The organism is Neorhizobium tomejilense, assembly GCF_964254135.1.
GTDB classification, from domain to species: domain Bacteria; phylum Pseudomonadota; class Alphaproteobacteria; order Rhizobiales; family Rhizobiaceae; genus Neorhizobium; species Neorhizobium tomejilense.
Map to the genome: position 1 here is coordinate 1,287,064 of NZ_CAXUSO020000001.1, position 22,671 is coordinate 1,309,734.

Genomic DNA, 22,671 nt, shown 5'->3' on the forward strand with positions numbered 1-22,671 from the left:
TCATTTGCCGAGATTGACTGGAGCATCGAGGAAAGTTTTCAGCTCCCGCGCGGCTGCGCCACCCGCACGGTTCGCCCCGATCGTCGAAGCGGATGGGCCGTAGCCGACCAGGTGGATGCGCGGGTCCTTGGCGACCTGCGTCGCCAGCCGGCCGGTCATCAGGATGCCGCCGCTCGCCTCGCGCAGTTGCAGCGGGGCGAGATGATCGAGCGAACTGCGAAAACCCGTGCACCAGAGGATCACATCGGCCCGTTGCTCCGACCCGTCCGCCCAGCGTATCCCGTGTTCGGTGATCTCGGAAAACATCGGCAACCTTTTCAGCGCACCCCGTTCGCGCGCCGCCTGGACCGCCGGCGTGACGGGCAGGCCGGTCACCGAAACCACTGAACCCGGCGGAAGGCCCTGGCGGACACGATCTTCCACGAGCGCTACGGCGGCATGCCCGACCTCCGGGGTGAAGGGCTCGTCGCGGAATTGCGGCTCCCGTCGCGTCACCCAGGTGGTCGAGGTGACGCGGGAGATCTCGTCGAGCAACTGGATCGCCGAAATCCCGCCGCCGACCACGACGACATGCTGTCCGGCAAATTCCTCGGCGGTGCGATAATCCCGCGTATGGAGCTGCCGCCCATGGAAACGGTCGGCGCCGGGATAGTCGGGGATGTAGGGCGATTCCCATGTGCCGGTGGCATTGATCAAGCCCCGCGCCGAAAATGCACCGCGGTCGGTTTCGACCCTCAACCGATCGCCCCTCGGGCAGACGACCGTTACCTTGACGGGACGATGGACGCGTAGATCGAATGCGGCTTCGTAGGCCGCGAAATATTGGGGCACGGCGACCGACGCCTTAACCAGATTGGCTGAAGTATCGACCACCTCCTCGAACCGCATTCCGGGGAGGTCGTGGACACGATTGGCGGTGGCCAGGGTCAAAGAAGGCCAGCGAAACTGCCAGGCACCGCCAGGCTCCGGAGACTGGTCGAAGACCACGAAATCCTTGTCCGGCGCAAGGCCGAGCTTGCGCAGGTGATAGGCCGAGGACAAGCCCGCCTGACCCGCTCCGATCACGACGATATCGACCTTGACTGCCACCCGGGCGTGCTTGGGTCCGTCGTCAGCGAGGTGATCCGGTTCGGGGTCTGCAGCCATGCGAGATATCCATGCCAGTGGCGGGGCGAGGGCGGGTAGACGAGGCTTATACGGCCGCGAAAGGCGCTTCAAGCAAAACGGGCCGCAGGGGCGCCGGGAGAATTGCCGGGCCTCAATTCATATAGGGACACCCATGGTCGAGTGCCCCAGGTGCTCGCTCTGGCCGCCGGACCTGTGCCATAGTGCGGTCCTTCCGACGAAAGCGATTCCATGCCACCGACCCCAGACCGCATCGATCCCCTGTTTGACAGACAAGGCACGAGAAATCCGCTCGACGTGCTGAAGCGTGTGTACGGCTATTCGTCGTTCCGGGGGAAACAAGCGGCTGTCGTCGAGCAGGTCGTATCGGGTGGCGATGCCGTGGTGCTGTTTCCGACCGGTGCGGGCAAATCGCTCTGCTTCCAGATCCCCGCCCTCTGCCGCGATGGCGTCGGCATCGTCGTTTCGCCGCTGATCGCGCTGATGCGCGACCAGGTGGAGGCGCTGAAGCAGCTCGGCGTGCGCGCCGCTGCCCTCAATTCCTCGCTGACCCGCGAAGAATTTATCGATGTCCGCCGGGCGATCGCCAACGGCGATCTCGATCTTCTCTATGTGACCCCCGAGCGCATCGTCACTCCGGCCTTCAAGGAGATGATCGGCAATGCGAGGATCGCGTTGTTCGCGATCGACGAGGCACACTGCGTCTCGCAATGGGGCCACGATTTCCGCCCGGAATATCGCGAGCTCGGCCATCTCGCGGAATATTATCCGGGCGTGCCGCGCATGGCGCTGACGGCGACCGCCGATCCACACACCCGCGAAGATATCATCGACAAGCTTGCGCTCCGCTCGGCCGAGGTGTTCACCACCTCCTTCGACCGACCGAACATCGCCTATGAGATCGTCGAGCGGGACCAGCCGCGCCAGCAGCTCCTGCGTTTCCTCTCCCGCCACAAGGGTTCGAGCGGCATCGTCTATTGCCTGTCGCGCGCCAAGGTCGAGGATACGGCAGAGTGGCTGAACGGGCAGGGAATTCGCGCGCTTGCCTATCATGCGGGCATGGATCGCGGCATGCGCGACGCCAATCAGGACGCTTTCCTGAAGGAGGAGGACCTCTGCCTGGTCGCCACCGTCGCCTTCGGCATGGGCATCGACAAGCCGAACGTGCGTTATGTCGCCCATCTCGATCTGCCCGGCTCGGTCGAGGCCTATTATCAGGAGACCGGCCGCGCCGGGCGCGACGGGCTGCCGTCCGACGTCTGGATGGCCTATGGCATGGCCGATGTCATCCAGCGCGGCCGGATGATCGACGGCGGCACGTCGGGCGACGATATCAAGCGCGTCGAGCGCGCCAAGCTCAATGCGCTACTCGGCATCTGCGAAACCCCCGGCTGCCGGAGGCAGGCGATCTTGGCTCATTTCGGCGAGGCGCATGGCGGTGAGTGCGGCAACTGCGACACCTGCCTCAAACCAGTCGAAACCTGGGATGGAACCGACGCCGCCATCAAGGCGCTGGCGGCGATCTACCGGACCGGCGAGCGTTTCGGCACAGGCCACCTGATCGACGTGTTGCTCGGGAACCGAAACGAGAAGACCACGCGCTTCGGCCATGCGGACATGCCTGTCTTCGGCGTCGGCAAGGATATTCCGTCGAAGACCTGGCAATCGGTCTATCGCCAGCTCCTCGCCGCCGGTTTCGTCAGTGTCGATCATGAGGCGTTTGGCGCGCTGAAGCTGGAAGAGGGCGCGCGGGCCGTCTTCAAGCGTGAACGCGAGGTCCGCTTCCGCAAGGACCGCCCGACAACGGGCAAGGCATCGCGAAGCGCGTCGCCGAACGCGGCAAACGCAAGATCCACGCTGGAAGGGTCCGATGCTGAACTCTTCGAGGCACTGCGCGTCGCGCGCCTGGGGATCGCCAAGGAGCTTTCGGTGCCGCCCTATGTCGTTTTTCCGGATACGACGCTGGTCGCGTTTGCGACCGCCCGCCCGACAAGTCGCGATGCGCTGCTCGGCATTTCCGGGGTAGGGCAATCGAAGCTCGAGCGCTACGGCGACGCCTTCCTGGCGGTGATCCGGACGCACGAGAGATAGGCGGCAACCGCGTATCAGTAGAACGTCGCCGCAACCGTCCGCCGGAGAAGCCGCGCGCAACTCTGGGGCCGAAAAATCGAGCGTGCGTCAATCACCCGCAAAAACTAGGCAACAGCTCACTCCGCGCATTCGGAGGCGTGATCGCGACCTCGCGGAGCGGCAATTTTCATTCTGGCTTTCGTCATCGTGACGTGTAATGTATACACGATCAGGCTCTCGGGAGGAGTCTATATCGCGTATCAGGATCCCTGACGGGGCTTCGGCGCGGTGAGGAGAATGCGTAGCAGCCGCCCGCATGTCACATATTGATCAAGCGGGCAGCGGACTGATAGGAGGATCAGGGCCGGATGCAGCAGCTTGCCGAGACCACGATGGCCGGCCAGGACACGCTTCTGGATATCCAGAACCTGACGTTGTCACTGCGTGACCAATCGGGTTGGGTCGAAGTCCTCAACAATGTTTCGCTTTCGGTGAAGCCGAAGGAAATTCTCGGTGTCGTCGGCGAAAGTGGCTGCGGCAAGTCGATGACCGCGCTCTCCATTCTCCGGCTCCTGCCGCCGCGCGATTCTCGCCTTGGCGGCAAGATCCTGTTCGGCGGCCAGAACCTCGCCGCCTGTTCCGAATCGCAGATGAATCGCATTCGCGGCCGGCACATCAGCATGATTTTCCAGGAGCCGATGAGCGCCCTAGACCCCGTGTTCACCGTGGGTTACCAGATCGAGGAGACCCTTCAGCGACATTTCAAGCTCAGCCGTCGGGAGGCTGCGGAGCGCGCCATCGCGGCGCTGGATTCGGTCGGCATCGCATCGCCGGGCCACGTCGCCACGCTCTATCCGATGAACCTTTCGGGCGGCATGCGCCAGCGGGTGATGATCGCCATGGCGTTGGTCTGCGAACCGCGCCTGCTGATTGCCGACGAGCCGACCACGGCTCTCGACGTGACCATCCAGGCGCAGATCATGGACCTGCTTCTAGGCCTGGCCGATCGCACCGGCACGGCCATCATGTTCATCACCCACAATCTCGGACTGGTCGCCCAGAGCTGCCATCGGATGGTCACCATGTATGCAGGGCAGGTCGTCGAGGGCGGTCCGGTGAGGGACGTTATCGCCGGCCCCCGCCACCCTTACACGGCCGGTCTCCTGCACTCGATACCCGATAGCAACCGCGCGCGCGGCACGCTGCCCTCGATCGCCGGCCGCGTTCCGTCGCTGCGTCACATGCCGAAGGGCTGTCGTTTCGGGCCGCGCTGCTCCTATTCCATGCAGCCCTGCGAACTGCCCCAAAGCATTGAGAACGAGGGCATGGAGGATAACGATCGCAGGGAAGTGCGCTGCAATCGGTGGGAAGAACTCGCATTGAGAGGGGTCGGAGCATGAGTTTGAGCGCTCCTTCCGAGCAGTCGGCGCTTGATGTCGATGATCTGCATGTCACCTTCGGCAATCCGCGGCGCAGCTCGCTGATCCGCGCAGTCGACGGGGTCAGCTTCAGCGTCCGCAGGGGCGAGATCTTCGGCGTGATCGGCGAATCCGGCTCCGGCAAATCGACGCTCGGACGTTGTCTCGTCGGCCTGCTCAGTCCAAGCGGCGGCGGCGTTCTGCATGACGGCATCGATCCGTTCAAGTTTTCCCGCCGCGAACTCAACCGCCACCGGCGCAAATATCAGATCGTCTCGCAGGATCCGAATGCGGCCTTCGATCCGCGCATGACCATCCTTCAGAGCATCTGCGAACCCTTGAACATAGCCGGCGAGGGGACGAAGGCCGAGCGGCGCGAAAAGGCGTTTGCGATGCTCGACCGGGTGTCGCTGTCGGCCGAAATGGCCAACCGTTATCCGCACGAGATTTCCGGCGGCCAGAAGCAGCGGGCCAATATCGCCCGGGCGCTGATGCTGGATCCGAACGTGATCGTCTGCGATGAGGTGGTGGCGGCGCTCGACGTGTCGATCCAGGCCGACATGCTCAATCTTTTTGCCCGGCTGCAGGAGCAGTTCGGCCTCACCTACGTCTTCATCAGCCATGATCTGCGGGTGGTCAGCCATATCAGCGACCGCGTGGCCGTCATGTATTTCGGCAAGATCGTCGAGGTCGGCCCCGCCCACGCCGTGATCGAAACGCCGCTGCATCCCTATACGGAGGCGCTGCGCTCGGCCGAACCGGAGATAGACCCGACGGCGGCCGATGCCCGGCAGAGAATCATCCTTCAGGGCGAGATACCAAGTGCGATCGCGCCGCCGGGCGGCTGCCGTTTCCACACGCGCTGTCCGCGGGTGCGCGACATCTGTCGCGCGCAGGAACCCCGGCAGCGCGAAATGCTACCCGGGCGGCATGTCGCGTGCCATTTCGCCGAAGAGATGCTGGGCGAAAAGGAGAGGAGAAGTCTTGGTCTTGAGGAAAGGAACGCTGCCCACCAAGGCGCTGAGATGATGTGACGCTGATATTGCGGCCGAACACGGCCGGTCATGGATGATGGAGGAGAAGACGTGACCACAAATTTATTTGGAAAGATACCCGATATTAGCCGTCGTTCGCTGTTGGCTGGAACGGTCGCCGCCGGCGGCCTGGCCCTGCTGCCGGCAACCGTGCGGGCTCAGTCCCCTCAACCGAGATCCGGCGGCACTCTGAGGGCCGTGATGCCGTTCAACCCCGCCGCGCTCGACCCGCTGACGGGCCGCAACAATCCCGATTTCAACGCCCTTCTCCTGATGTTCGACGCGCTGATCGGCTTTGATCCGCAGACGCTCGAACTGCAGCCGATGCTGGCCACCTCCTGGAAGTTCACGGACCCGACGACGCTGGTTCTCGAACTGCGCCAGGGCGTCGAGTTCCATGATGGAACGCCGTTCAATGCCGAGGCGGTGGTTTTCCACCTGCAGCGCTGCAGCACCTACGATCGCTCCAACGTCAAATCGGACCTTGCGGTCGTCGACAAGGTCGAGGCGACCGGCCCCTATCAGGTTTCGCTGAAGCTGAAATATCCGGACGCCACCCTGCCTGCGATCCTGACCGACCGTGCCGGCCTCATCGTGTCGCCCGCTTCGGTTAAGGCTGCCGCGGGCGGCAATGTCGACCGCGCGCCCGTCGGTACCGGGCCGTTCAAGTTCGTCGAATGGCAAGACAACACCCTGATCAAGGTGGTGAAAAACGCCAACTACTGGGGTGACAAGCCCTATCTCGACGGCGTCGACATGCGCATCGTCAACGAGTTCAACACGGCTGTCCGCACGGTGACTGCCGGCGAATCCGATATCGTCCTCAACATGAGCGCGCAGCAGATGGCTGTGGCAAAGCGCGACCCGAAGCTGGTCGCCGAAGCGACGCCGTCGATGATCTACTACACGGCTTTCCTGAACTACGGTGAGGGGCCGCTGAAGGACGTTCGCGTTCGGCAGGCGATGAACTGGGCGCTCGACCGGCCGGTGCTCAATCAGGTCCTGTGGGGCGGTCTCGGCGGAGGGCATTGCAGCATGTTCCCGGCAGGCTTCTGGGCCAACGATCCCGCGACCGAAAACTACTACAAGCTGGATCTCGACCGCGCCAAGTCGCTGCTGAAGGCGGCAGGTTTCGCAAACGGCATCGAGATCGCCACCTTCACCTGGGCCGACCAGGCGGCGGTGCAGCGTCAGGAAGTCCTGGGTGCCCAGCTTGCCGAGGCGGGCATCCGGCTGAAGGTCACTCCGGCGCAGCCGGCGCAGACGATGCAATACTTCCTCACCGAGAAGAAGGGGCAGATGCTGATGACCCCGACCGGCGGTCTTCCGGATCCGGCAACGGCCTACGATCGCCAATTCTCCGCGACTGCCTACCGCAACGCGGCGAAGATCGAGCTGCCGGGCTATCGTGAGCTGATGGATGCGTCGATGAACACGTTCGACAATGCCAAGCGCAAGGGCGTGCTCCACAAGATGCAGCGTTTCGTGCTGGAAAACGCGCTGCACCTGCCGCAGTTCTCGTCTGCCGGCATCATCATTCGTACGCCCAAGGTGCACGGCTTCAATTTCAGCCTGCTGCAGCGCCCGCGCTTCCACAAGGTGTGGATGGAGGCCTGAGCCTCAAGCGATGCGATCCCCGATGCGACCGTCGCACCGGGGATCGCCCGGAACCGGAGCGCTGCGGTTTTGCCCGTGCCGCCCCCCGCATCGGAAGGCAGTGTTTCTGCGCGTCCGGTGTTCCCGCGCCGGCCCCCTGAATTGGCCGGCGTCAATTGCGGATTGACGGAGTATCGATGATGTACGGCGTCCCCGGGATGGTTGCGCAAAGGCTCATGCAGCTGGTGCCCGTGATGATTGTGGCCACCTTCGTGGTGTTTTCCCTCGTCTACATGATGCCTGGCGACCCGGCCATGATGATCGCGGGCGACTATGCGACGGCGGAACGGATCGCGGAAATCCGCCAGATCTACGGATTCGACCGTCCGATGCTGGTGCAATATTTCTTCTGGCTGGGAAATGCCCTGCAGGGCGATCTCGGTCATTCGCTGTTCTCGAACGAATCGGTTCTGCGGCTGATCCTTTCGCGCCTGCCGCACACGGTCCTGCTGGTGCTCTATGCGCTGGTTCTCGGCGCCGCGCTGGGCATTCCCCTCGGCATTCTTGCCGCGACGCGCCAGGGCACCACGCTCGACAAGATTATCACCAGCGTCGCCTCGCTCGGTGTCGCGGTGCCCAATTTCTGGCTCGGCATCATTCTGGTGACGCTCTTTTCGCTCGGTTATCGCTGGTTCCCGGCGACCGGCGCGGTGTCCGTCTTCGAAAAACCGCTGGAGTCGCTCTATTACGCAACCCTTCCGGCGGTAGCACTCTCCACCGGCGTGGTCGCGGTTCTGGCGAGGCAGGTGCGCAGCGCGCTGCTCGAAGTGCTGGGCTCGCAATATATCCGCACGCTGCGGGCCAAGGGGCTCGGTTCCGGCGCCATCCTGTGGAAGCACGGGCTGCGTAACGTGGCGGCGACGATGCTGACAATTGCCGGCCTGCAGGTGAACCGGCTGTTTTCCAGCGCCGTCATCATCGAGGCGGTCTTCGCCATCCCCGGCGTCGGCAACCTCATCAGCTATTCGGCGCTCAACAAGGATTTCCCGGTGGTGCAGGGCGTGGCGCTCGTGCTGGTGCTGGTGGTGATCCTCACCAATCTCCTGGTCGACGTGCTCAACGCGACTTTCGATCCCAGAGTGGCAGCCTCCACATGACCGATACGAACATGACCGCGATCACCCCAAACGCTGCTGCGCCGGCAGCCAGGGCGACCCTTCCGCCCCCCGTCCGCTTCCGCTTCTGGGCCTGGCTGTGGGGCGACAAGCGTGCGCTGATCAGCCTTGCCTATCTCTCCGTCCTGGTTCTGGCGGCGATCTTCGCGCCGGTGATCGCGCCCTATGCGCCGAACAAGCAGAACCTGATGGACCTTCTGGCGCCGCCGAGCGGCGCGCACTGGCTCGGCACCGACGACCTTGGCCGCGATACGCTGAGCCGGCTGATATACGGTTCCTACAACGCGCTTTATGCCGCGAGCCTCGCCGTCGGCATCGGCGTGGCGATCGGCGTGCCGCTTGGCGTGTTCATCGGTTTTGTCGGCGGCTGGGTCGATCAGGTCGGCAGCCGCATCATCGACGGCGTCCTGGCCTTTCCGCCGCTCGTGCTGGCCGTCGCCGTGACAGGCGCGCTCGGCATCGGTCTCACCAATGCGATGATCGCCGTCGGCTTCGCGTTTGCGCCGGTGCTTGCCCGGACGATGCGGGCGCAGACGCTGGTGGTGAAGAACGCGCTTTATGTCGAGGCGGCGACCGGTTTCGGCGCGTCGCGCCTGCACCTGATCCTGCGCCATATCCTGCCCAATGCGATACAACCTGTCATCGTCGAGGTGACCCTGATGCTGGCCGTGGCGCTTCTGGCGGAGGCCGGATTGAGCTTCCTGTCGCTCGGTGTCCAGCCCCCTGAGTCGAGCTGGGGTGGCATGCTGGCGCGCGCCTATCACTATGTCGAGGTGGCGCCCGAGCAGATGTATGCGCCGGGTTTCGCCATCCTGTTCACGGCGCTCGCCTTCAACACGCTCGGCGAATCGATCCGCGTGCTCCTCGATCCGACCATCAAGCGCCGGTAGTTCCCGATTTTAGAGCAGATCCTGTTCAATCCGGGTCATATCCGGCAGGTCCTTGCGATCTTGTCTTGTCGACGTCATCGACGAAGTCTTCGTTCGGCTTTGCGCCTTCCAAAAGCCGTCAGTCCCCACGGCTTGTAAATGGAAAGCAGGAGAGGAATGAGAAGCACGATCAACCCTGCCGCAGAATGGACTACGACCGAAAGCTGAATTCGCCTCAGTTCTGGGGGAAAAGGGAGTCTCGCAACACTGGCATCGGCCAGGCTGGCAATCCCTGGCAGCTGTGCAAGGAGAACCGCTAGAATAGCTATGGAAATTACCAGCTTGGTGAGCACCCACCAATGATCGAGTAGTCGCCACGGGGTGAAGAGTGCTTGAATGATGCCAAGCAGCAGCGCCGAGCCAAGAAGGGGGACGATAACGACCAAGGTGATCAAGTCCATCGATGGATAAACACCCAAGAACAATTCCGTTTCTGACGTCACCAGCCCTGTTCCCGCCAAAGCCAAAAAGGCGGCGACGGAGCCTATTGAACCTACCGAGGTAACGACGTGAAGAACCAGGGCTGCCTTTCGAACATTCGGACTGAAGAGCATCTGAAGCCTTTGAGTGAGCGTGAGCGAGACCTCTCCTGCTTGCTGGCTATCGGGAGCGGGCGTAATATTCGGTGACACGTTGTCCAGGATGGGATCAACGAACAGAATGCGCAGAATGAAGTTTTTTGGACACTTGGCTGCGAATGACCAGTGGAGGACGCATGCAGGCTCCAATTCGGGACCGGCGGATCAACCGTACCCGCACCACCCTTCAACATGCGCTGAAAAGCCTCATTCACTCCAGGGGCTACGAGAATGTGACAGTCAATGACATCTGCACGGAGGCGAACGTCGCGCGCTCGACCTTCTACCTGCATTTCACCGGCAAAGATGATCTCAAACGAAGCGTGTTCGAGCACCTGCTCAACGAAATCGAAAGGCAACGTCCAAGTGGCTCAAACATCCCCTTCGACTTTGTCGAACCGATTTTCCAGCATGCCCGCAATCACTACGGCTCCTACAAAGCCCTCCGGCGCGGACGAGGAAGAACAATTGCTCTGGCCCGAATAGATCAAATATTTGGAGACCTCATTCGAGAGCAGGTTCATACCTCGGATGTCTCTGCAGAGGAGAGCTTTATTCCTCAGCCGATGATCGTCGCGTTCTACACCGGAAGCTTTATGGCCCTGCTTATCTGGTGGCTAGATTCCGGAGCACGAATAGCGCCAGAGCAAATGGCGTCGATGTATCGCCGTCTCGCCTGTGCCGAACTCCCACAGCTCAAGTAGCTTACAAATCTGTAAAGCTTGGGAAAGGTGAGTGACAACGGAGCAATCTAGATGCGAAACAGCCTGGCCTCGCGGTCGGGCTGTTTCGTCGCGTCTATCGCATCTTGGCTGCGGATCACGCGGTCTGGTCGAGCCACACGCGGTGGAAGCGCGGCGAGTGCAGCCGGTCGTACCGGAAGTCCTTGACCTTCTTGTTGCGGATCGACATGGCGGCCGAGGTCACCAGCGGCAGGTGCAGGGCCTGCTCCACGACGAAGCGCTGGAGCGCGGCAAATGCCTTCTTGCGTTCGCCGGCATCGGCCGAGGTGCCTGTCGCGGTGAGCAGCTTGCGGAACTGGGGATCTTCCACCTTGCCTGCGTTGAACTGGCCGGTCGCTCCGAACAGCCGCTCGTAGGTCTGGCTCGGGTCGAGCCAGCCGCCCTGCGGGTTGAGGATCATCGCGCCCTGGCCCTCGATGTAGAAGCGCTGGTTGACCACCTGGGGGGGCGAGGGGGTGACCTTGAGGCGGATGCCGACCTGTTCGAGCTGGTTGCCGACCAGTTCCATGCGCTGCATCGACGTCTGGTCCGGCCAGCTCCAGGTTTCGACTTCCAGACCCTTCGGATACCCGGCCTCCGCCAGCAGGCTGCGCGCCTTGTTCGGATCGTGCTTGTAGAAATGCGCCGTGTCGCCATCCACCGCCCAGAAATCCTTGGGAAACATGGTCGAGGTCGGCTCGCCGAGGCCGAGCATCAGGACTTGGTTCAGTTCGTCGCGATTGATGGCGTAGTTCATCGCCTGCCGGACCCGGAGGTCGTTGAGCGGCGGCTTGGCGAAATTCATCATCAGGGTGAAGAAGATCATCGAAGGGTTGGCTTCGGCCGTCAGGTCCTGCACCCGGCGGGCGGTGGCGATCTGCTGCGCGGCCATGTTGAGCGCGAGATCGGTTTCACCGGCCGTCACCGTGCGCGCGGCGGTGTTCAGCTCGTTGATGATGCGGAAGTTGATGCCGTCGAGATAGGGCAGGCCCGGCTGCCAGTAGTTCGGGTTCTTCTCGACACGGATCAGGTCGTTGTCGCGCCACTCGGCGAACTTGAACGGTCCGGTGCCGACGGGATTGCGATCGACATTGCCGTCGGCGGCCGCCTTGATGGAGGCGGGCGAGACGATGCAGCCGACGCGGCCGGTCAGGATGGTCGGCAGCGAATAGTTCGGCTGCTTCAGCTTGAGCGTCACTTGGCTCGGGCCGGTGACCGCCACCGACGCAACCGAAACCAGGTCCGATTTTACGTTGGAGCGCGGATCGTTGATGAAGCGGTCGAGGTTGAATTTCACGGCCTCGGCGTTGAACGGGGTGCCGTCATGGAATTTCACGCCATCGACGAGGTTGAGCACCAGCGTCGTCGGATCGGAGAAGGTCCAGTCCTTGGCCAGCATCGGCTTGAGCTCGAGCGTTGCCGGATCGAAGGCGATCAGCGCGTCGAACAGCGCATAAAGCGCGTTGAAGTCCGGCACGTTGCGCCCGGTCATCGGGTCGAGTGCGGCCGGGTTGAACGGCATGGCAATGCGCAAGGTGCCGCCCGGTTTGGCCTGCGGCGTCTGGGCGAACATCTGCCCGGGCAGCAGCATCGCGCCTCCGAGCGCTGCGCCGGACGCCAGAAGCGTTCTCCGGTTGATCCTGCTGTCATGGATGATTGACGGCACGCCGTCCTTCGTCTTGCTCATCTCTGGGCTCCTCCCCAATGAAACAAACTGATGAAACAAACTCATGCCGACAAGACTGGTGATGCATACATCACACCCGCGATTCGGCTTCCTCCTCCCGAACTGCAGCAACCTGCCGTAGGGGAAACCTACAACAGGAGGATGTCGATGTATACTTTTGTATTCGGTTTTGCCGCAACACGACTTCCTTCCAACCGGCTCGTATGCCATGATTGTACGGGAGGCTGTGATTGTGCGGCCGTTGTGTCCTTTGCTCTTCCGGTGCCCGTTTTGGCGCCGTGATCGCGAGGCGCGCGGCTGCCTGTTGCGGAAAGTGGAGGAGACACCATGGGTGCGTTCGAGCATTCCCGTACCTACGATTACGTCATCGTGGGCGGTGGCACGGCAGGCTGCGTTCTGGCCAACCGGCTGTCTGCGGACCCGACGGTCGAGGTGCTGACGATCGAGGGCGGCGGCGAGGGGCGCGGCTTCTACGTCGACATGCCGCTCGGTCTCGCCCATCTCATCGGCAGGCCCCAATATGACTGGCTCTACAAGGGCGAGCCCGAACCCTACCTCAACGGCCGTCAGCTCGCCCTGCCGCGCGGAAAAATGCTCGGGGGCAGTTCCGCGATCAATGGCCTCATCTATGTGCGCGGCCATGCCTATGACTACGATCAATGGGCGCAGCTCGGCAATCGTGGCTGGTCCTGGGAAAGCGTGCTGCCCTATTTCAAGCGCTCCGAAACGTTCCATCGGGCCGGTTCCGAGGCGCATGGCACCGAGGGTGAATGGGCGGTTTCCGATCCCAATGTGCGCTGGGAGGCCCTGGAAGCCTATCGCCAGGCGGCGATCGAGCAGGGTCTTCCCGCTGCCGACGACTACAATTCCGGCGACAACGAAGGCGTGGCCTTCTTCGTCGCCACCATCAAGAACGGCGTGCGCCATTCCACCGCCCGCGCATTTCTGGAACCTGTCCGCAACCGCCGCAACCTGACCGTCGTGACCGGCGCTCTCGTCGACAGGATCACCCTGGAGGGCAGCCAAGCGAGCGGAGTCGTGTTCAGCCTGGATGGCCGGAACCACGAGGCGAAAGCGGGGCGGGAAGTCATTCTGTCGGCCGGTGCCTATAGCTCGCCGGCCATCCTCGAACGCTCCGGCATTGGCGCTCCGGACGTGCTTGCATCTGCCCGAATAGAGGTGCTGCACGCGTTGCCGGGCGTCGGCGAGAACCTGCAGGATCACTGGCACATCAGGGTACAGCACCGTCTTCGCAATACCCACACGCTGAATACCCGCGCCGGAACGCGGTTCGGCCGGATGCTGCTCGGCATGCAGTATCTTGCGACCAAACGCGGGCCGCTTGGCGGCTCGCCGACGCTGTTGGGCGCCTTCCTCAAGACCACGCCGGATGCGCCGGCGCCGGAAATCCAGATCCACGTCTCCGGCGCCACCTCGCCGAGTTTCGGCGGCGCCATGCATCCGTTCCCCGGCATCACCTCGTCTGCCTGCATCCTGCGGCCGGCAAGCCGCGGCTATTGCCATGTTGGGGGCAGGGACCCTTCGGCTCAGCCGCGCATCCTGCACAATTTCCTGAAGGAGGAGGCCGACCGCGAAATCCTGATCCGGTCGATCGAAGCGGTCCGGAGGATCGCTACGAGCCCCGCCATGGCGCCTTTCGAGCCGGAGGAAATCGCGCCGACCGCAGCCGTGCAGTCGCAAGACGAAATGCTCGACTACGCGCGCCAAACCCTCAACACCACCTTTCACCCGGTAGGCACCTGCAAGATGGGCCGCGACCGCATGGCGGTGGTCGACGATCGGCTACGGGTCCACGGCCTCGCCGGGTTGCGCGTGGTCGACGCCTCGATCATGCCGACCATCGTCTCCGGCAATACCCAGGCCCCGACCGTGATGATCGCGGAAAAGGCTGCGGATTTCATCCGCGAGGAAAGGCTCGGGCTCGAGGAAAAGATGGGGACGCAGGCGGCGTGAGGCCGCACATACGAGAGCAGCACAGATGTCAACGATGAGCGAGACGCATAAGAAGATGGCTAGATTCGACACTGCCGGGGCGATCGATTGCGACGTCCACCCGCCGACACCGCGTCGCGCCGACCTGCTTCCCTATCTCGACGACTACTGGCAGGAGATGGTGACGTCACGCGAAGTCGACGTGCTGGAACTGATGGGGTATCCCGAGCGCACGCGTCCTTATATGCGGCCGGACTGGACGTGGAGCGGTGATCCGCTCGCGCAGATGCAGAAGAACCTGCTCGACCCGCTGGGTCTCGGAGGCGCCATCCTCAATGTGGTTTCAGGCGCCCACGCCCTGTTCGATCCCTACCTCGCAGCCGCGATATGCCGCGCCACCAACGACTGGCTGGCCGACAAGTGGCTAAGCCGCGACAGCCGTCTCAGGGCATCGATGCTGGTGCCGTTCCAGAATGTCGAGGCTGCGGTCGAGGAGATCGAGCGTCGGGCCGACGACAAGCGTTTCGTGCAGGTCCTGACGCTCGCCATGACCGAGCTGCCGCTCGGCCGCCGCACTTACTGGCCGATCTACGAGGCGGCCGAGAAACACGGCCTGCCGATCGGCATTCATGCGGGATCGAATTTCCGCCACGCGCCGAGCCATAGCGGCTTCCATTCGTTCCTGATCGAGGACCATGTGGTGCAGCCGCAAGGCTTCGCAACCCAGGTCGCGAGCCTGATTTCCGAGGGCGTCTTCGTCAAATATCCGAAGCTGAAGGCCGTGATGATCGAGTCCGGCGTGACCTGGATGCCGGCACTGATGTGGCGCATGAGCAAGGACTGGCGCGGCACCCGCATCGAGGTGCCGTGGGTCAAGGACGCACCGGCCGACATCATCCGCAGGCATATCCGCATGACGTCGCAGCCCTTCGACGGACCGGACGATGTCGAGGACGTCGCCAGGACGCTCGACCATGTGCTCAGCGATGATATGCTGTTGTTCTCCTCGGACTATCCCCATTGGCATTTCGAGGGGCTGGACGTGCTGCCCGAGGGCCTGCCGGAAGCCAAGGTGAACAAGATCCTTCGCGACAACGTTCTCGTCACCTATCCGAGATTTGGAGGCTGATCCCCATGGAAACCCCGGTACTCGAACGTAGCTCCGAAAAATCCCAGATGCAGGGCGTGGTGGATTGCGACGTGCATCCGGCTTTCTCCCGGCCGGACCAGTTGCTCGACTACCTGCCCGAACGCTGGAAAACGCATGTGCGGGATTTCGCAGTGCGCACGGCAAACCCCTTGCTCGGCACGCTGCCCTATCCGCGCATGACGCCGGGCAACGGCATGCGCCGCGATTCCTGGCCTCCGAACGGCGGCCCGCCGGCCTCCGATCTGGCATTCCTGCGGCAACAGCTGCTCGATGAATGCAACATCGACTACGGCATCCTGCAGCCGCTCGCAGCCGGCAGCGTCGCCTTCAACCAGGAGCTTGGCGCCGCACTCTGCGCCGCCCTCAACGACTGGCAGATCGACAAGTTCGCCGGGCCGGAACCGCGCCTGAAGGCATCCATCTGCGTGCCCCAGGAGGACGCGAGGGAATCGGTTGCCGAGATCGACCGGCGTGTCACCGACCGTCGTTTCGTGCAGATCGCCATGCCGCCGCGCACGCTAGAGCCCTGCGGCCGCCGCCGCTACTGGCCGATCTACGAGGCGGCCGAGCATTACGGCCTGCCGATCGGGCTGCATACCAGCGCCTTCGGCTACCGGCCGAATACGCCGTCCGGCTGGAGCTCGTTTTACCTGGAGGAGCACTACGCCGCCTCCAACAGCCTCCAGACCGTGCTCTCCAGCATGATCCTCGAAGGCGTGTTCGAACAATTCCCGAAGCTGAAGATCGTGCTCGTCGAAGGCGGGTTCTCCTGGCTGCCGTCGCTCGTCTGGCGGCTCGACCGGGAATGGAAGCGCATGCGCGACGAGGTTCCGCATGTGAAGCGCAAGCCGTCCGAATATGTGCGCGAGAATTTCTGGTACACCACCCAGCCGATCGAGGAGCCGGAGAACAACCGGCATCTCCTCGATATTCTCCGCTGGATCGGCACGGACCGGCTGATGTTCTCGACCGACTATCCGCACTGGGATTTCGACGATCCGCGTTTTGCCTTCAAGGTGCCGCTGACGCCGGCCGAGCGCTCCGCGATCTTCCGCGACAACGCGGTGGGATTGTTCGGCCTGAAATAAGCTCGGCAGAGAACCCGATTCCGAACAGCGCCCGGCAACTTGCCGCGTCGTGCGTGGGGTCAACAAGGCTCGCGGCGTCAACAGGGTGAAAATCTGGTTCAATGGCGCCTGAAACGACAAAAGCGCGCCAAAAAGCGCGCTTTTGTTGAAAATGGCCTCCCCGGGCCGCGGCCACTAATCGGGTTTGGTCTCCGGCTCCAGCAGCTTCGGGATATCGTTGACATGGATCTGCCGATCTTCTTCGCAACGCCTATGCGGCGAGCCTTCTCCATATTGTGCGCGGGGCAAGCGTGACGCCGGCCGATGCCTTGATACGTTCGGAAATCTGCTGGGGCGACATCAGCCCGTCGAGTAGGCCGGGAGTTTGGTCTTCTGCCGTGCAACACCTTTTTCCAACGAAAACACAGATATGCCGTCGGCAAGGTTGCCGATGTCTCCTCTGTGGTGGTGGTGGCGCTGGTGAGGCGTTATTGGAAAGCTATTCAGCGTTTTGGCGCGGCCAAGCGTGTCGAGCGTCACGAATAACCACCCAGAGCCAACAGAAGTGCGCCTGCCGCGATTATGGCTAGGCCTGGCCAGTTTTTCGATATTCCCAGGTACCTGAGGCCCTGGCGCCGTGGCTCAAGCGTGCCGCCGCCTTGCGGCATTCGATGCGGATCACTCGGTCTTCGACCAAGTGCAGACGAAAAGAGAAGAAGAAGTCCGCCGATTATTAGGGCGGCACCGATCAGGATTGCCCACATGGTGGCCTCCATACCGCAAAGAATGTGAGTTAAACCAAATCGGAGCTTGATCGTTCCTCTTTGTCAAAACTCACTTCGGGCCGGTTCGCCTATCTCATTAAAAAGCCCTCTCCCGGGCAAGGGAGAGGGCGTCGCGCCGGTCCCCCTAGAGGCTGCCGGAATTATCTTCATCGATTCGAACGGCAATGGTCCTAGCGTAAGGCTGCGTGATCCGGCCTAGCGCCTGTGCCTAGTCGGTCGCTTTCATCTGCTTTCGGGCTTCAACGCGTCGAGTTTCGCAAGCCAGGTATACCCGCGTATAAGACCTCGGTAGCAACTTCCGCTTATCCACAGGAGTCGAACCAGGTTTGCGGACTTCAAAAGTGGGGAGGGGAAGTGGGGAAGAAAGTGCCCATTATCGAGAAATATAGCGATAATGGGCACTTAATTCTGAAAATGGCTCCCCGGGCCGGATTCGAACCGGCGACCTGTCGATTAACAGTCGAATGCTCTACCGCTGAGCTACCAGGGATCATCCGCGAAGGGTCGCGGCGTGTGCGGCGGGTAATACAAATGCTTTGTCGTTTTGCCAAGCGGTTTTTGCAAAAAAAACGAACTTGGTTGTTTTATCCCCGGTAAAGCCCCATTTCCCGGGCAAAGTTTGGCCTCTAACCGGTGAGGATAATCGAGAGTGGCAGGCGAACGGAAGCCGACGCGATTTGGAATGGACCCGCAAAGCGGCAAGCTGGCGCTCGGAAGCGTACAGATTCCCATGCCGCGCTCGCGGATCGGCCGGGTCATCGTCGGTCTCGTCCTGATTTTCTGCGGCATGCTCGGCTTCCTGCCGATCCTTGGCTTCTGGATGCTGCCGCTGGGCTTCCTGGTGCTTTCGCACGATCTGCCCTTCGTGCGGCGTCAACGGCGCCGTATCGCGCTCTGGTGGGCAAGGCGGCGGGGCCGCAAGGCCGAGCAGCGATAAGGGGCTGCCCGATCAGGCGAACATTGACGCGATACCCTGGCCGGCGCTGAACGCCAGGTAGGCAAGCACGGCGAAATAGATCACCGTCACGACGTTGAAGAGGTAACCGCCGAGCACGATCAGCCCGTCGCGCTGGATCATGCCGGTCGACAGAAGCAGGATCGCGATCGCCGGCAGCGTATTGGAGAACGGCACCAGGCCCAGCGGAAACATCAGGAGCACGCCGCCGGCCGCGATCGCCAGGCCGTTCACCCGGTTGACGAGCCGCCCGGTGGTCAATCCGGAGATGCGCGGCTTCAGGAACCGGTCGAGGCGCGAGACGATGCTGACGCCTTTTTCCAGCGCCGGCAGCAGTTTCTTCGTATCGAGCTCGCGGTCGAGGATTTTCTTCGGCAGCCACGGCAGCCGGTTGGCGGTGATCGCCAGGCTGATCAGGATGATCGCCGCCCCGAACACGGTGCTGACGCCGGGGATCGACACGGGGAGGAGGAAGGGCAGGGAGGCGACGGCGCAGATGAGCAGCAGGCCCTGTTCGCCGACCGCGTCCATCAGTTGGCGCAACGTCACCGACTGACCCGTGATGCCGTCGATAAGCTGCCGCAGCGTGCCGCTCAGCGAGGTTGAGGTATCGTCGAACTCGATGCTTGCGCTCACTCTTCGTTTCTCCATTCCGCTTCAATTGAGCGGCATGGATATCAACAAACCGTGTCCTCGCAAAGGCGCGAGCTACAACCTGCCGGAAACGTGAACGCCTGGCGTCTCATGGAAAATCAAAGGCCGCGCAGTCCGGCAGGCGCTATCAGGCCGTTATCGGGACTGTGCCCAATAATCGTACGCCCCGCAGGCCAGCACGACCGCGAGGATTGCCAGGACCACCGGATTGAGCGTGGTGATGAATTCCAGATACTGCATTACGGTCTCCTCCTACCGCATCTTCGCCGCCCGGTGCTCCCCCACCCGGCAACGACATCATTTTAGCACAGTCGCCGGGCCGTCGCTACTTTAGTGTTACCGCAGAGACTCTAGTGTTACCGCAGAGACTCTGGCGCATCTCTCCCCGAATCACTAGGATTGCTGCCGGGATTGAAGACGAGGGTGAACATGGGTCTGAGAGTGATCGAGGGCGGGCTTGCGGCCTGCGTGGCGAAGCCTGTCGATCTGGCCGAGGGCGAGATGCCGAGCCGCGACGACGTGCTTCGCGAGGCCGAACGGAGGATCAGGTCGACCGGATACGAGACCTGGCGTAATCGCGAAACAATGACCGGCATACCGGTGCCGCGCGAAATCCGTTATCTGGCCATGCAGATCGGATTCGTGGCCGAAGCCATCGCCAGATTGGCCGACATTCCGGCTGATTATCGTTCCGACTTCTACTGGCCAGCGTAAGCTCACGCCGTGTGATCGGCAGGGGTTAGATCGAGGTCAGTTCAGCATCTTCGCTTCGATACTGGCGAGGATGAAGGTTTCCCGCACCTTTTCCAGGGGGAGCTTCCGCTGCAGGCAGGCTGCGCATTCCTTCAGGGCCTTGATGTAATAGGTACCTTCGCGCACCGGCCAGCGCCAGTTGAGGTACTCCAGGGCTTCTTTCGGCCCGTGGACCATTTCTGGGAAACCGTATCCAACGCGTACTCTGACCGGGGAACTCCACACGGCATCGTCTGCTTCAGTTAGGCTACTCGTCATGTCTACACCTTGCATTGCGGCGTAGAAAACTCATCCGAATGGATTTGGTTCCCGAGGTTTGGTGAATTTTTTATGAAACCGGCTTGGATGCCATCCCGGCGCTCATCCCGAGGGGCTGCGAATGCAAGCGCGGGGGTTGGAATGCAGTTATCGACCTGCCGGCCGTGGCCTCGTGCAGGAAAAAAGGGACAAACGGCCCAAACCCGCTTGCGCCGTTATTCGATTCGTTCTAAACGCCCGACACCACTCGCTCTTTATGCGTTCGGACGGCCTCGTGGCGGAGTGGTGACGCAGAGGACTGCAAATCCTTGCACCCGAGTTCGATTCTCGGCGAGGCCTCCAATTTCCCCTTCTGCCCGGACCTGTTCCTCAAATCCAAACGTGCTTTGATACCAAGCATTTACCACACATATTTGTGTGCGCTGCAACATGGTTAATTTTTTAACCTTCTCCTCCTAGGCTCGGAACAGAAAGGCCCGCTCAGCATTTACGGGGTGGAACGGAGGGAAGGCGCCATGATCACCAGGATAATCAACGTACACCGTCAGGCAGCCAACGAGGTCGAAGGCACCGGCACATTCGCCGACGGCATGTTCCCGCTGACCTCCGCCGAGCAGTCCGCCTTCGACAAGGATCACAGCCTGCGCTCTTCCTATAGCCGGGACTACGTGACCATCCGCAAGCTGGAAGAAGCGCCGCCGGCCTACGCTTGAGCCTCGGCCCCACGGTTGAACCGGAGGAGAGCGAGGCGGTCTCCTCCGCTTTTTTGCTTCGAAAGCGGCCAGTGTCTTGAAAGCATGTCCTGCCGTCAGTAAGACGGTCATGCGTAGACCGGCGCATCGCCGGGTGATTTGGGACGACTGAGATGATGGATTTCGAAGCAGCACGGACGAAGATGGTCGAAAATCAGATCCGCACCACCGATGTCACGTCGCATTCGGTTCTGCGGGCCTTCTACAATGTTCCGCGCGAGGCTTTCGTGCCGGCCAAGGCAAAATCGCTCGCCTATATCGATGCGGACATCGAGGTTGCCCCCGGCCGCTACCTGATGGAGGCTTCGCCGCTTGCCAAGCTTCTGCAGCTTGCCGCCATCACCAAGGACGACGTGGTGCTCGAAATCGGCACCGGCAGCGGTTATGCGACCGCCGTCCTGTCGCTGATCGCCGGCTCCGTCGTCTCGCTGGAGGCGGATGAGACGCTGGCCTCGCAGGCAACCGCGACGCTCTCCTCGCTCGGCTACGACAACGTCGCGGTCGTGACCGGCGAGCTCGAGAATGGTTATGCCGCCGAGGCGCCCTATGACCTGGTCTTCGTCAACGGTGCCGTCGAGGAAGTGCCTGCCGCGCTTCTGGAACAGCTGCGCGATGGCGGACGGCTGGTCGCCGTCGTCGGCTATGGCAACGCCGCCCAGGCGAAGGTGCTGGTGAAGGAGCAGGGTTCCATCTCCGAAAGCGCCTCTTTCAACGCGTCGGTGAAGCCACTGCCGGGCTTCCGAAAGGCCAAGGAATTCGTGTTCTGATCGATCGGCGCGGTTCGAACGCCATGAACGGGAAGGGGCCTTGCGGCCCCTTTGTCGTTTCCGGCGGCGCCACCTGTCTGTTTCACGCCAGTGTCACTTGTTTCCTGCAAGTGTGACTTACGGGATTCACAACCCCAACAAAACTGTGTATCGGTAGGAGGCCTGGGGCACTTGTCATTGTTTCCAGCCCCCCCAACACCTTAGAGTAACGTCGATTCGGTTCACCCTCCACGGGGCCGACTCGAGTGCCGGTAACAGCGGGGATGAAAATGGCTCAGCCAAATGTAGCGCGTGAACCCTCCATGGAAGAAATCTTGGCGTCCATTCGCCGGATCATTGAAAGCAATGAACCGAACGCCGAGAACGCGCTCAGCGGCCAGCTTCCCCCGGTTTATGGCGATGATGAGATCGAAGACGGCGAAGAGACGGGCTTTGTTCCCGACATGGCCGCCAATGATCGCGGCGCGCCGTCGCGCAACGAGCCGATGAACTACCCGTCGGGATCGTCGGGCCAGACGGCACAGCAGGATCGTACCCTGTCGCTCGCAGATGTCGCCGCAAGGGTCCGGGCCGCTTCCACCCGCCAGCAGGAGACCGGCCCCGTACGCCTCTCGGCCGCTTCGACTGCGCCGGCCCCGTCGGCGGGTGCCTCTTCCGCGCAAACGCCGTCCTCGCCCGCATCGGCGGCGCGCCAGGAGGAGCCGGCTCAGCTTCGCCCGATGCCGCGCATGCCCGAATTCCGCGAACCGGCCACCCAACCAGCCCCCGTCACGCAGGCTGCCCCGGTGGCGCCGCAGCCGGAGCCGGTCCAGCGTGTCATGATGCCGGTCTTCGACCCGCCGCTGTCGGCTACGCACAGAGCCGAGGCACCGGTGCGGCCCGAACCGAGAATCGAGCCGAAAACAGAACCGAAACTCGTCGCAGAACCCGCGCCGCGCAGCCTGCCGGCGAAGATCGAGGAGACCGCGAACCTTCTGTCCGCCGAAGCCGGCGCTCAGGTCGCGAAATCCTTCAGCGAGCTCGCCTCGGTATTCAACGGCATGGAACGCCGCTCGCTCGAGGACATGGCCGGCGACATGCTGCGGCCGATGCTGCAGGAATGGCTGGACGACAACCTGCCGACGCTGGTCGAGCGCCTGGTGCGCGAGGAAATCGAACGCGTGTCCCGCGGCACGCGCCGCTAAGCCAGCGGTTGGCTTAACCCATCCGCCCGCAAGGCTGATCGATACGGCCGCTCCGGTGA

22 protein-coding genes and 2 tRNA genes are annotated in these 22,671 nt (G+C 62.4%); 16 read left to right on the top strand and 8 right to left on the bottom strand.

Annotated elements, in window-relative coordinates; all coding sequences use genetic code 11:
- Positions 1 to 1,146 carry an NAD(P)-binding domain-containing protein gene (locus tag ACSQ3G_RS06655; RefSeq protein ID WP_436109461.1) on the bottom strand — a complete coding sequence of 382 codons (1,146 nt, stop codon included), beginning with the start codon at positions 1,144 to 1,146 and terminating at the stop codon, positions 1 to 3.
- Positions 1,147 to 1,356: 210 nt separating this feature from the next.
- Here ACSQ3G_RS06655 and recQ point away from each other — a divergent pair, with 210 nt between their 5' ends.
- The 6 genes from recQ (at position 1,357) to ACSQ3G_RS06685 (ending at position 9,308) form a co-directional block, all read left to right on the top strand.
- Positions 1,357 to 3,216, top strand: a complete 1,860-nt coding sequence (gene recQ / locus ACSQ3G_RS06660) for a DNA helicase RecQ (RefSeq protein WP_436109462.1) — start codon at positions 1,357 to 1,359, stop codon at positions 3,214 to 3,216.
- Positions 3,217 to 3,563: 347 nt separating this feature from the next.
- Positions 3,564 to 4,595, top strand: coding sequence for an ABC transporter ATP-binding protein (locus ACSQ3G_RS06665; RefSeq protein ID WP_436109463.1), 1,032 nt, complete (start codon positions 3,564 to 3,566; stop codon positions 4,593 to 4,595).
- Positions 4,592 to 5,647, top strand: coding sequence for an ABC transporter ATP-binding protein (locus ACSQ3G_RS06670; protein WP_436109464.1), 1,056 nt, complete (start codon positions 4,592 to 4,594; stop codon positions 5,645 to 5,647). The genes ACSQ3G_RS06665 and ACSQ3G_RS06670 overlap by 4 nt, the downstream gene beginning before the upstream one ends.
- A 51-nt stretch (positions 5,648 to 5,698) precedes the next feature.
- Entirely contained in the window at positions 5,699 to 7,264 is a 1,566-nt protein-coding gene (locus ACSQ3G_RS06675) for an ABC transporter substrate-binding protein (RefSeq protein WP_436109465.1), read from the top strand.
- A gap of 215 nt (positions 7,265 to 7,479) precedes the next feature.
- Entirely contained in the window at positions 7,480 to 8,400 is a 921-nt protein-coding gene (locus tag ACSQ3G_RS06680; RefSeq protein WP_436111676.1) for an ABC transporter permease, read from the top strand.
- Positions 8,397 to 9,308, top strand: a complete 912-nt coding sequence (locus tag ACSQ3G_RS06685; protein WP_436109466.1) for an ABC transporter permease — start codon at positions 8,397 to 8,399, stop codon at positions 9,306 to 9,308. Before ACSQ3G_RS06680 ends, ACSQ3G_RS06685 begins: the two co-directional genes overlap by 4 nt.
- A 74-nt stretch (positions 9,309 to 9,382) precedes the next feature.
- Here the strand turns inward: ACSQ3G_RS06685 and ACSQ3G_RS06690 are convergent, their stop codons facing one another.
- A complete protein-coding gene (locus ACSQ3G_RS06690; protein WP_436109467.1) occupies positions 9,383 to 9,901 on the bottom strand; it encodes a hypothetical protein in 519 nt (172 codons plus the stop codon).
- 161 nt (positions 9,902 to 10,062) lie between these two features.
- Between ACSQ3G_RS06690 and ACSQ3G_RS06695 the strand changes: the two genes are divergently transcribed.
- Positions 10,063 to 10,629 (top strand): TetR/AcrR family transcriptional regulator, encoded by a 567-nt coding sequence (locus tag ACSQ3G_RS06695; RefSeq protein WP_436109468.1) that lies wholly within the window; start codon positions 10,063 to 10,065, stop codon positions 10,627 to 10,629.
- 115 nt (positions 10,630 to 10,744) lie between these two features.
- Here the strand turns inward: ACSQ3G_RS06695 and ACSQ3G_RS06700 are convergent, their stop codons facing one another.
- A complete protein-coding gene (locus ACSQ3G_RS06700; RefSeq protein ID WP_436109469.1) occupies positions 10,745 to 12,334 on the bottom strand; it encodes an ABC transporter substrate-binding protein in 1,590 nt (529 codons plus the stop codon).
- 327 nt (positions 12,335 to 12,661) lie between these two features.
- Between ACSQ3G_RS06700 and ACSQ3G_RS06705 the strand changes: the two genes are divergently transcribed.
- Genes ACSQ3G_RS06705 through ACSQ3G_RS06715 form a run of 3 tightly spaced genes read left to right on the top strand, consistent with a single transcriptional unit; the run spans position 12,662 to position 16,525 of the window.
- Complete coding sequence (locus ACSQ3G_RS06705) at positions 12,662 to 14,308, top strand: GMC family oxidoreductase (RefSeq protein ID WP_436109470.1); 1,647 nt, start codon at positions 12,662 to 12,664, stop codon at positions 14,306 to 14,308.
- Between the two features lie 34 nt (positions 14,309 to 14,342).
- Entirely contained in the window at positions 14,343 to 15,416 is a 1,074-nt protein-coding gene (locus ACSQ3G_RS06710; protein ID WP_436109471.1) for an amidohydrolase family protein, read from the top strand.
- 5 nt (positions 15,417 to 15,421) lie between these two features.
- Positions 15,422 to 16,525, top strand: a complete 1,104-nt coding sequence (locus ACSQ3G_RS06715; protein ID WP_436109472.1) for an amidohydrolase family protein — start codon at positions 15,422 to 15,424, stop codon at positions 16,523 to 16,525.
- A 339-nt stretch (positions 16,526 to 16,864) separates the two neighbouring features.
- Here ACSQ3G_RS06715 and ACSQ3G_RS06720 read toward each other — a convergent pair whose 3' ends face one another.
- The 3 genes from ACSQ3G_RS06720 to ACSQ3G_RS06730 all read right to left on the bottom strand — a co-directional run bounded on the left by ACSQ3G_RS06720 (position 16,865) and on the right by ACSQ3G_RS06730 (position 17,779).
- Positions 16,865 to 17,044, bottom strand: coding sequence for a hypothetical protein (locus tag ACSQ3G_RS06720; RefSeq protein WP_436109473.1), 180 nt, complete (start codon positions 17,042 to 17,044; stop codon positions 16,865 to 16,867).
- Positions 17,041 to 17,268: a hypothetical protein gene (locus tag ACSQ3G_RS06725; protein WP_105401167.1), complete on the bottom strand. Its 228-nt coding sequence runs from the start codon at positions 17,266 to 17,268 to the stop codon at positions 17,041 to 17,043. The genes ACSQ3G_RS06720 and ACSQ3G_RS06725 overlap by 4 nt, the downstream gene beginning before the upstream one ends.
- Before the next feature lie 436 nt (positions 17,269 to 17,704).
- A tRNA-Asn gene (locus ACSQ3G_RS06730) sits at positions 17,705 to 17,779 on the bottom strand.
- Between the two features lie 192 nt (positions 17,780 to 17,971).
- Here ACSQ3G_RS06730 and ACSQ3G_RS06735 point away from each other — a divergent pair.
- Positions 17,972 to 18,226 carry a hypothetical protein gene (locus tag ACSQ3G_RS06735; protein ID WP_245282820.1) on the top strand — a complete coding sequence of 85 codons (255 nt, stop codon included), beginning with the start codon at positions 17,972 to 17,974 and terminating at the stop codon, positions 18,224 to 18,226.
- Between the two features lie 12 nt (positions 18,227 to 18,238).
- Here the strand turns inward: ACSQ3G_RS06735 and ACSQ3G_RS06740 are convergent, their stop codons facing one another.
- Positions 18,239 to 18,880, bottom strand: a complete 642-nt coding sequence (locus tag ACSQ3G_RS06740) for an exopolysaccharide biosynthesis protein (RefSeq protein ID WP_245447980.1) — start codon at positions 18,878 to 18,880, stop codon at positions 18,239 to 18,241.
- A 447-nt stretch (positions 18,881 to 19,327) separates the two neighbouring features.
- On the opposite strand from ACSQ3G_RS06740, the gene ACSQ3G_RS06745 reads away from it, so the two are divergent.
- Positions 19,328 to 19,612: a hypothetical protein gene (locus tag ACSQ3G_RS06745; protein WP_436109474.1), complete on the top strand. Its 285-nt coding sequence runs from the start codon at positions 19,328 to 19,330 to the stop codon at positions 19,610 to 19,612.
- A gap of 36 nt (positions 19,613 to 19,648) precedes the next feature.
- Here ACSQ3G_RS06745 and ACSQ3G_RS06750 read toward each other — a convergent pair whose 3' ends face one another.
- Positions 19,649 to 19,924: a DUF982 domain-containing protein gene (locus ACSQ3G_RS06750; protein ID WP_436109475.1), complete on the bottom strand. Its 276-nt coding sequence runs from the start codon at positions 19,922 to 19,924 to the stop codon at positions 19,649 to 19,651.
- Positions 19,925 to 20,177: 253 nt separating this feature from the next.
- Here ACSQ3G_RS06750 and ACSQ3G_RS06755 point away from each other — a divergent pair.
- The 4 genes from ACSQ3G_RS06755 (at position 20,178) to ACSQ3G_RS06770 (ending at position 22,612) form a co-directional block, all read left to right on the top strand.
- Positions 20,178 to 20,251: transfer RNA gene (locus ACSQ3G_RS06755), tRNA-Cys, on the top strand.
- A gap of 173 nt (positions 20,252 to 20,424) precedes the next feature.
- Entirely contained in the window at positions 20,425 to 20,622 is a 198-nt protein-coding gene (locus ACSQ3G_RS06760) for a hypothetical protein (protein WP_046624114.1), read from the top strand.
- A gap of 152 nt (positions 20,623 to 20,774) precedes the next feature.
- Complete coding sequence (locus ACSQ3G_RS06765) at positions 20,775 to 21,428, top strand: protein-L-isoaspartate O-methyltransferase family protein (RefSeq protein ID WP_436109476.1); 654 nt, start codon at positions 20,775 to 20,777, stop codon at positions 21,426 to 21,428.
- Positions 21,429 to 21,697: 269 nt separating this feature from the next.
- Entirely contained in the window at positions 21,698 to 22,612 is a 915-nt protein-coding gene (locus tag ACSQ3G_RS06770) for a PopZ family protein (RefSeq protein ID WP_436109477.1), read from the top strand.
- Positions 22,613 to 22,671: the final 59 nt, after the last annotated feature.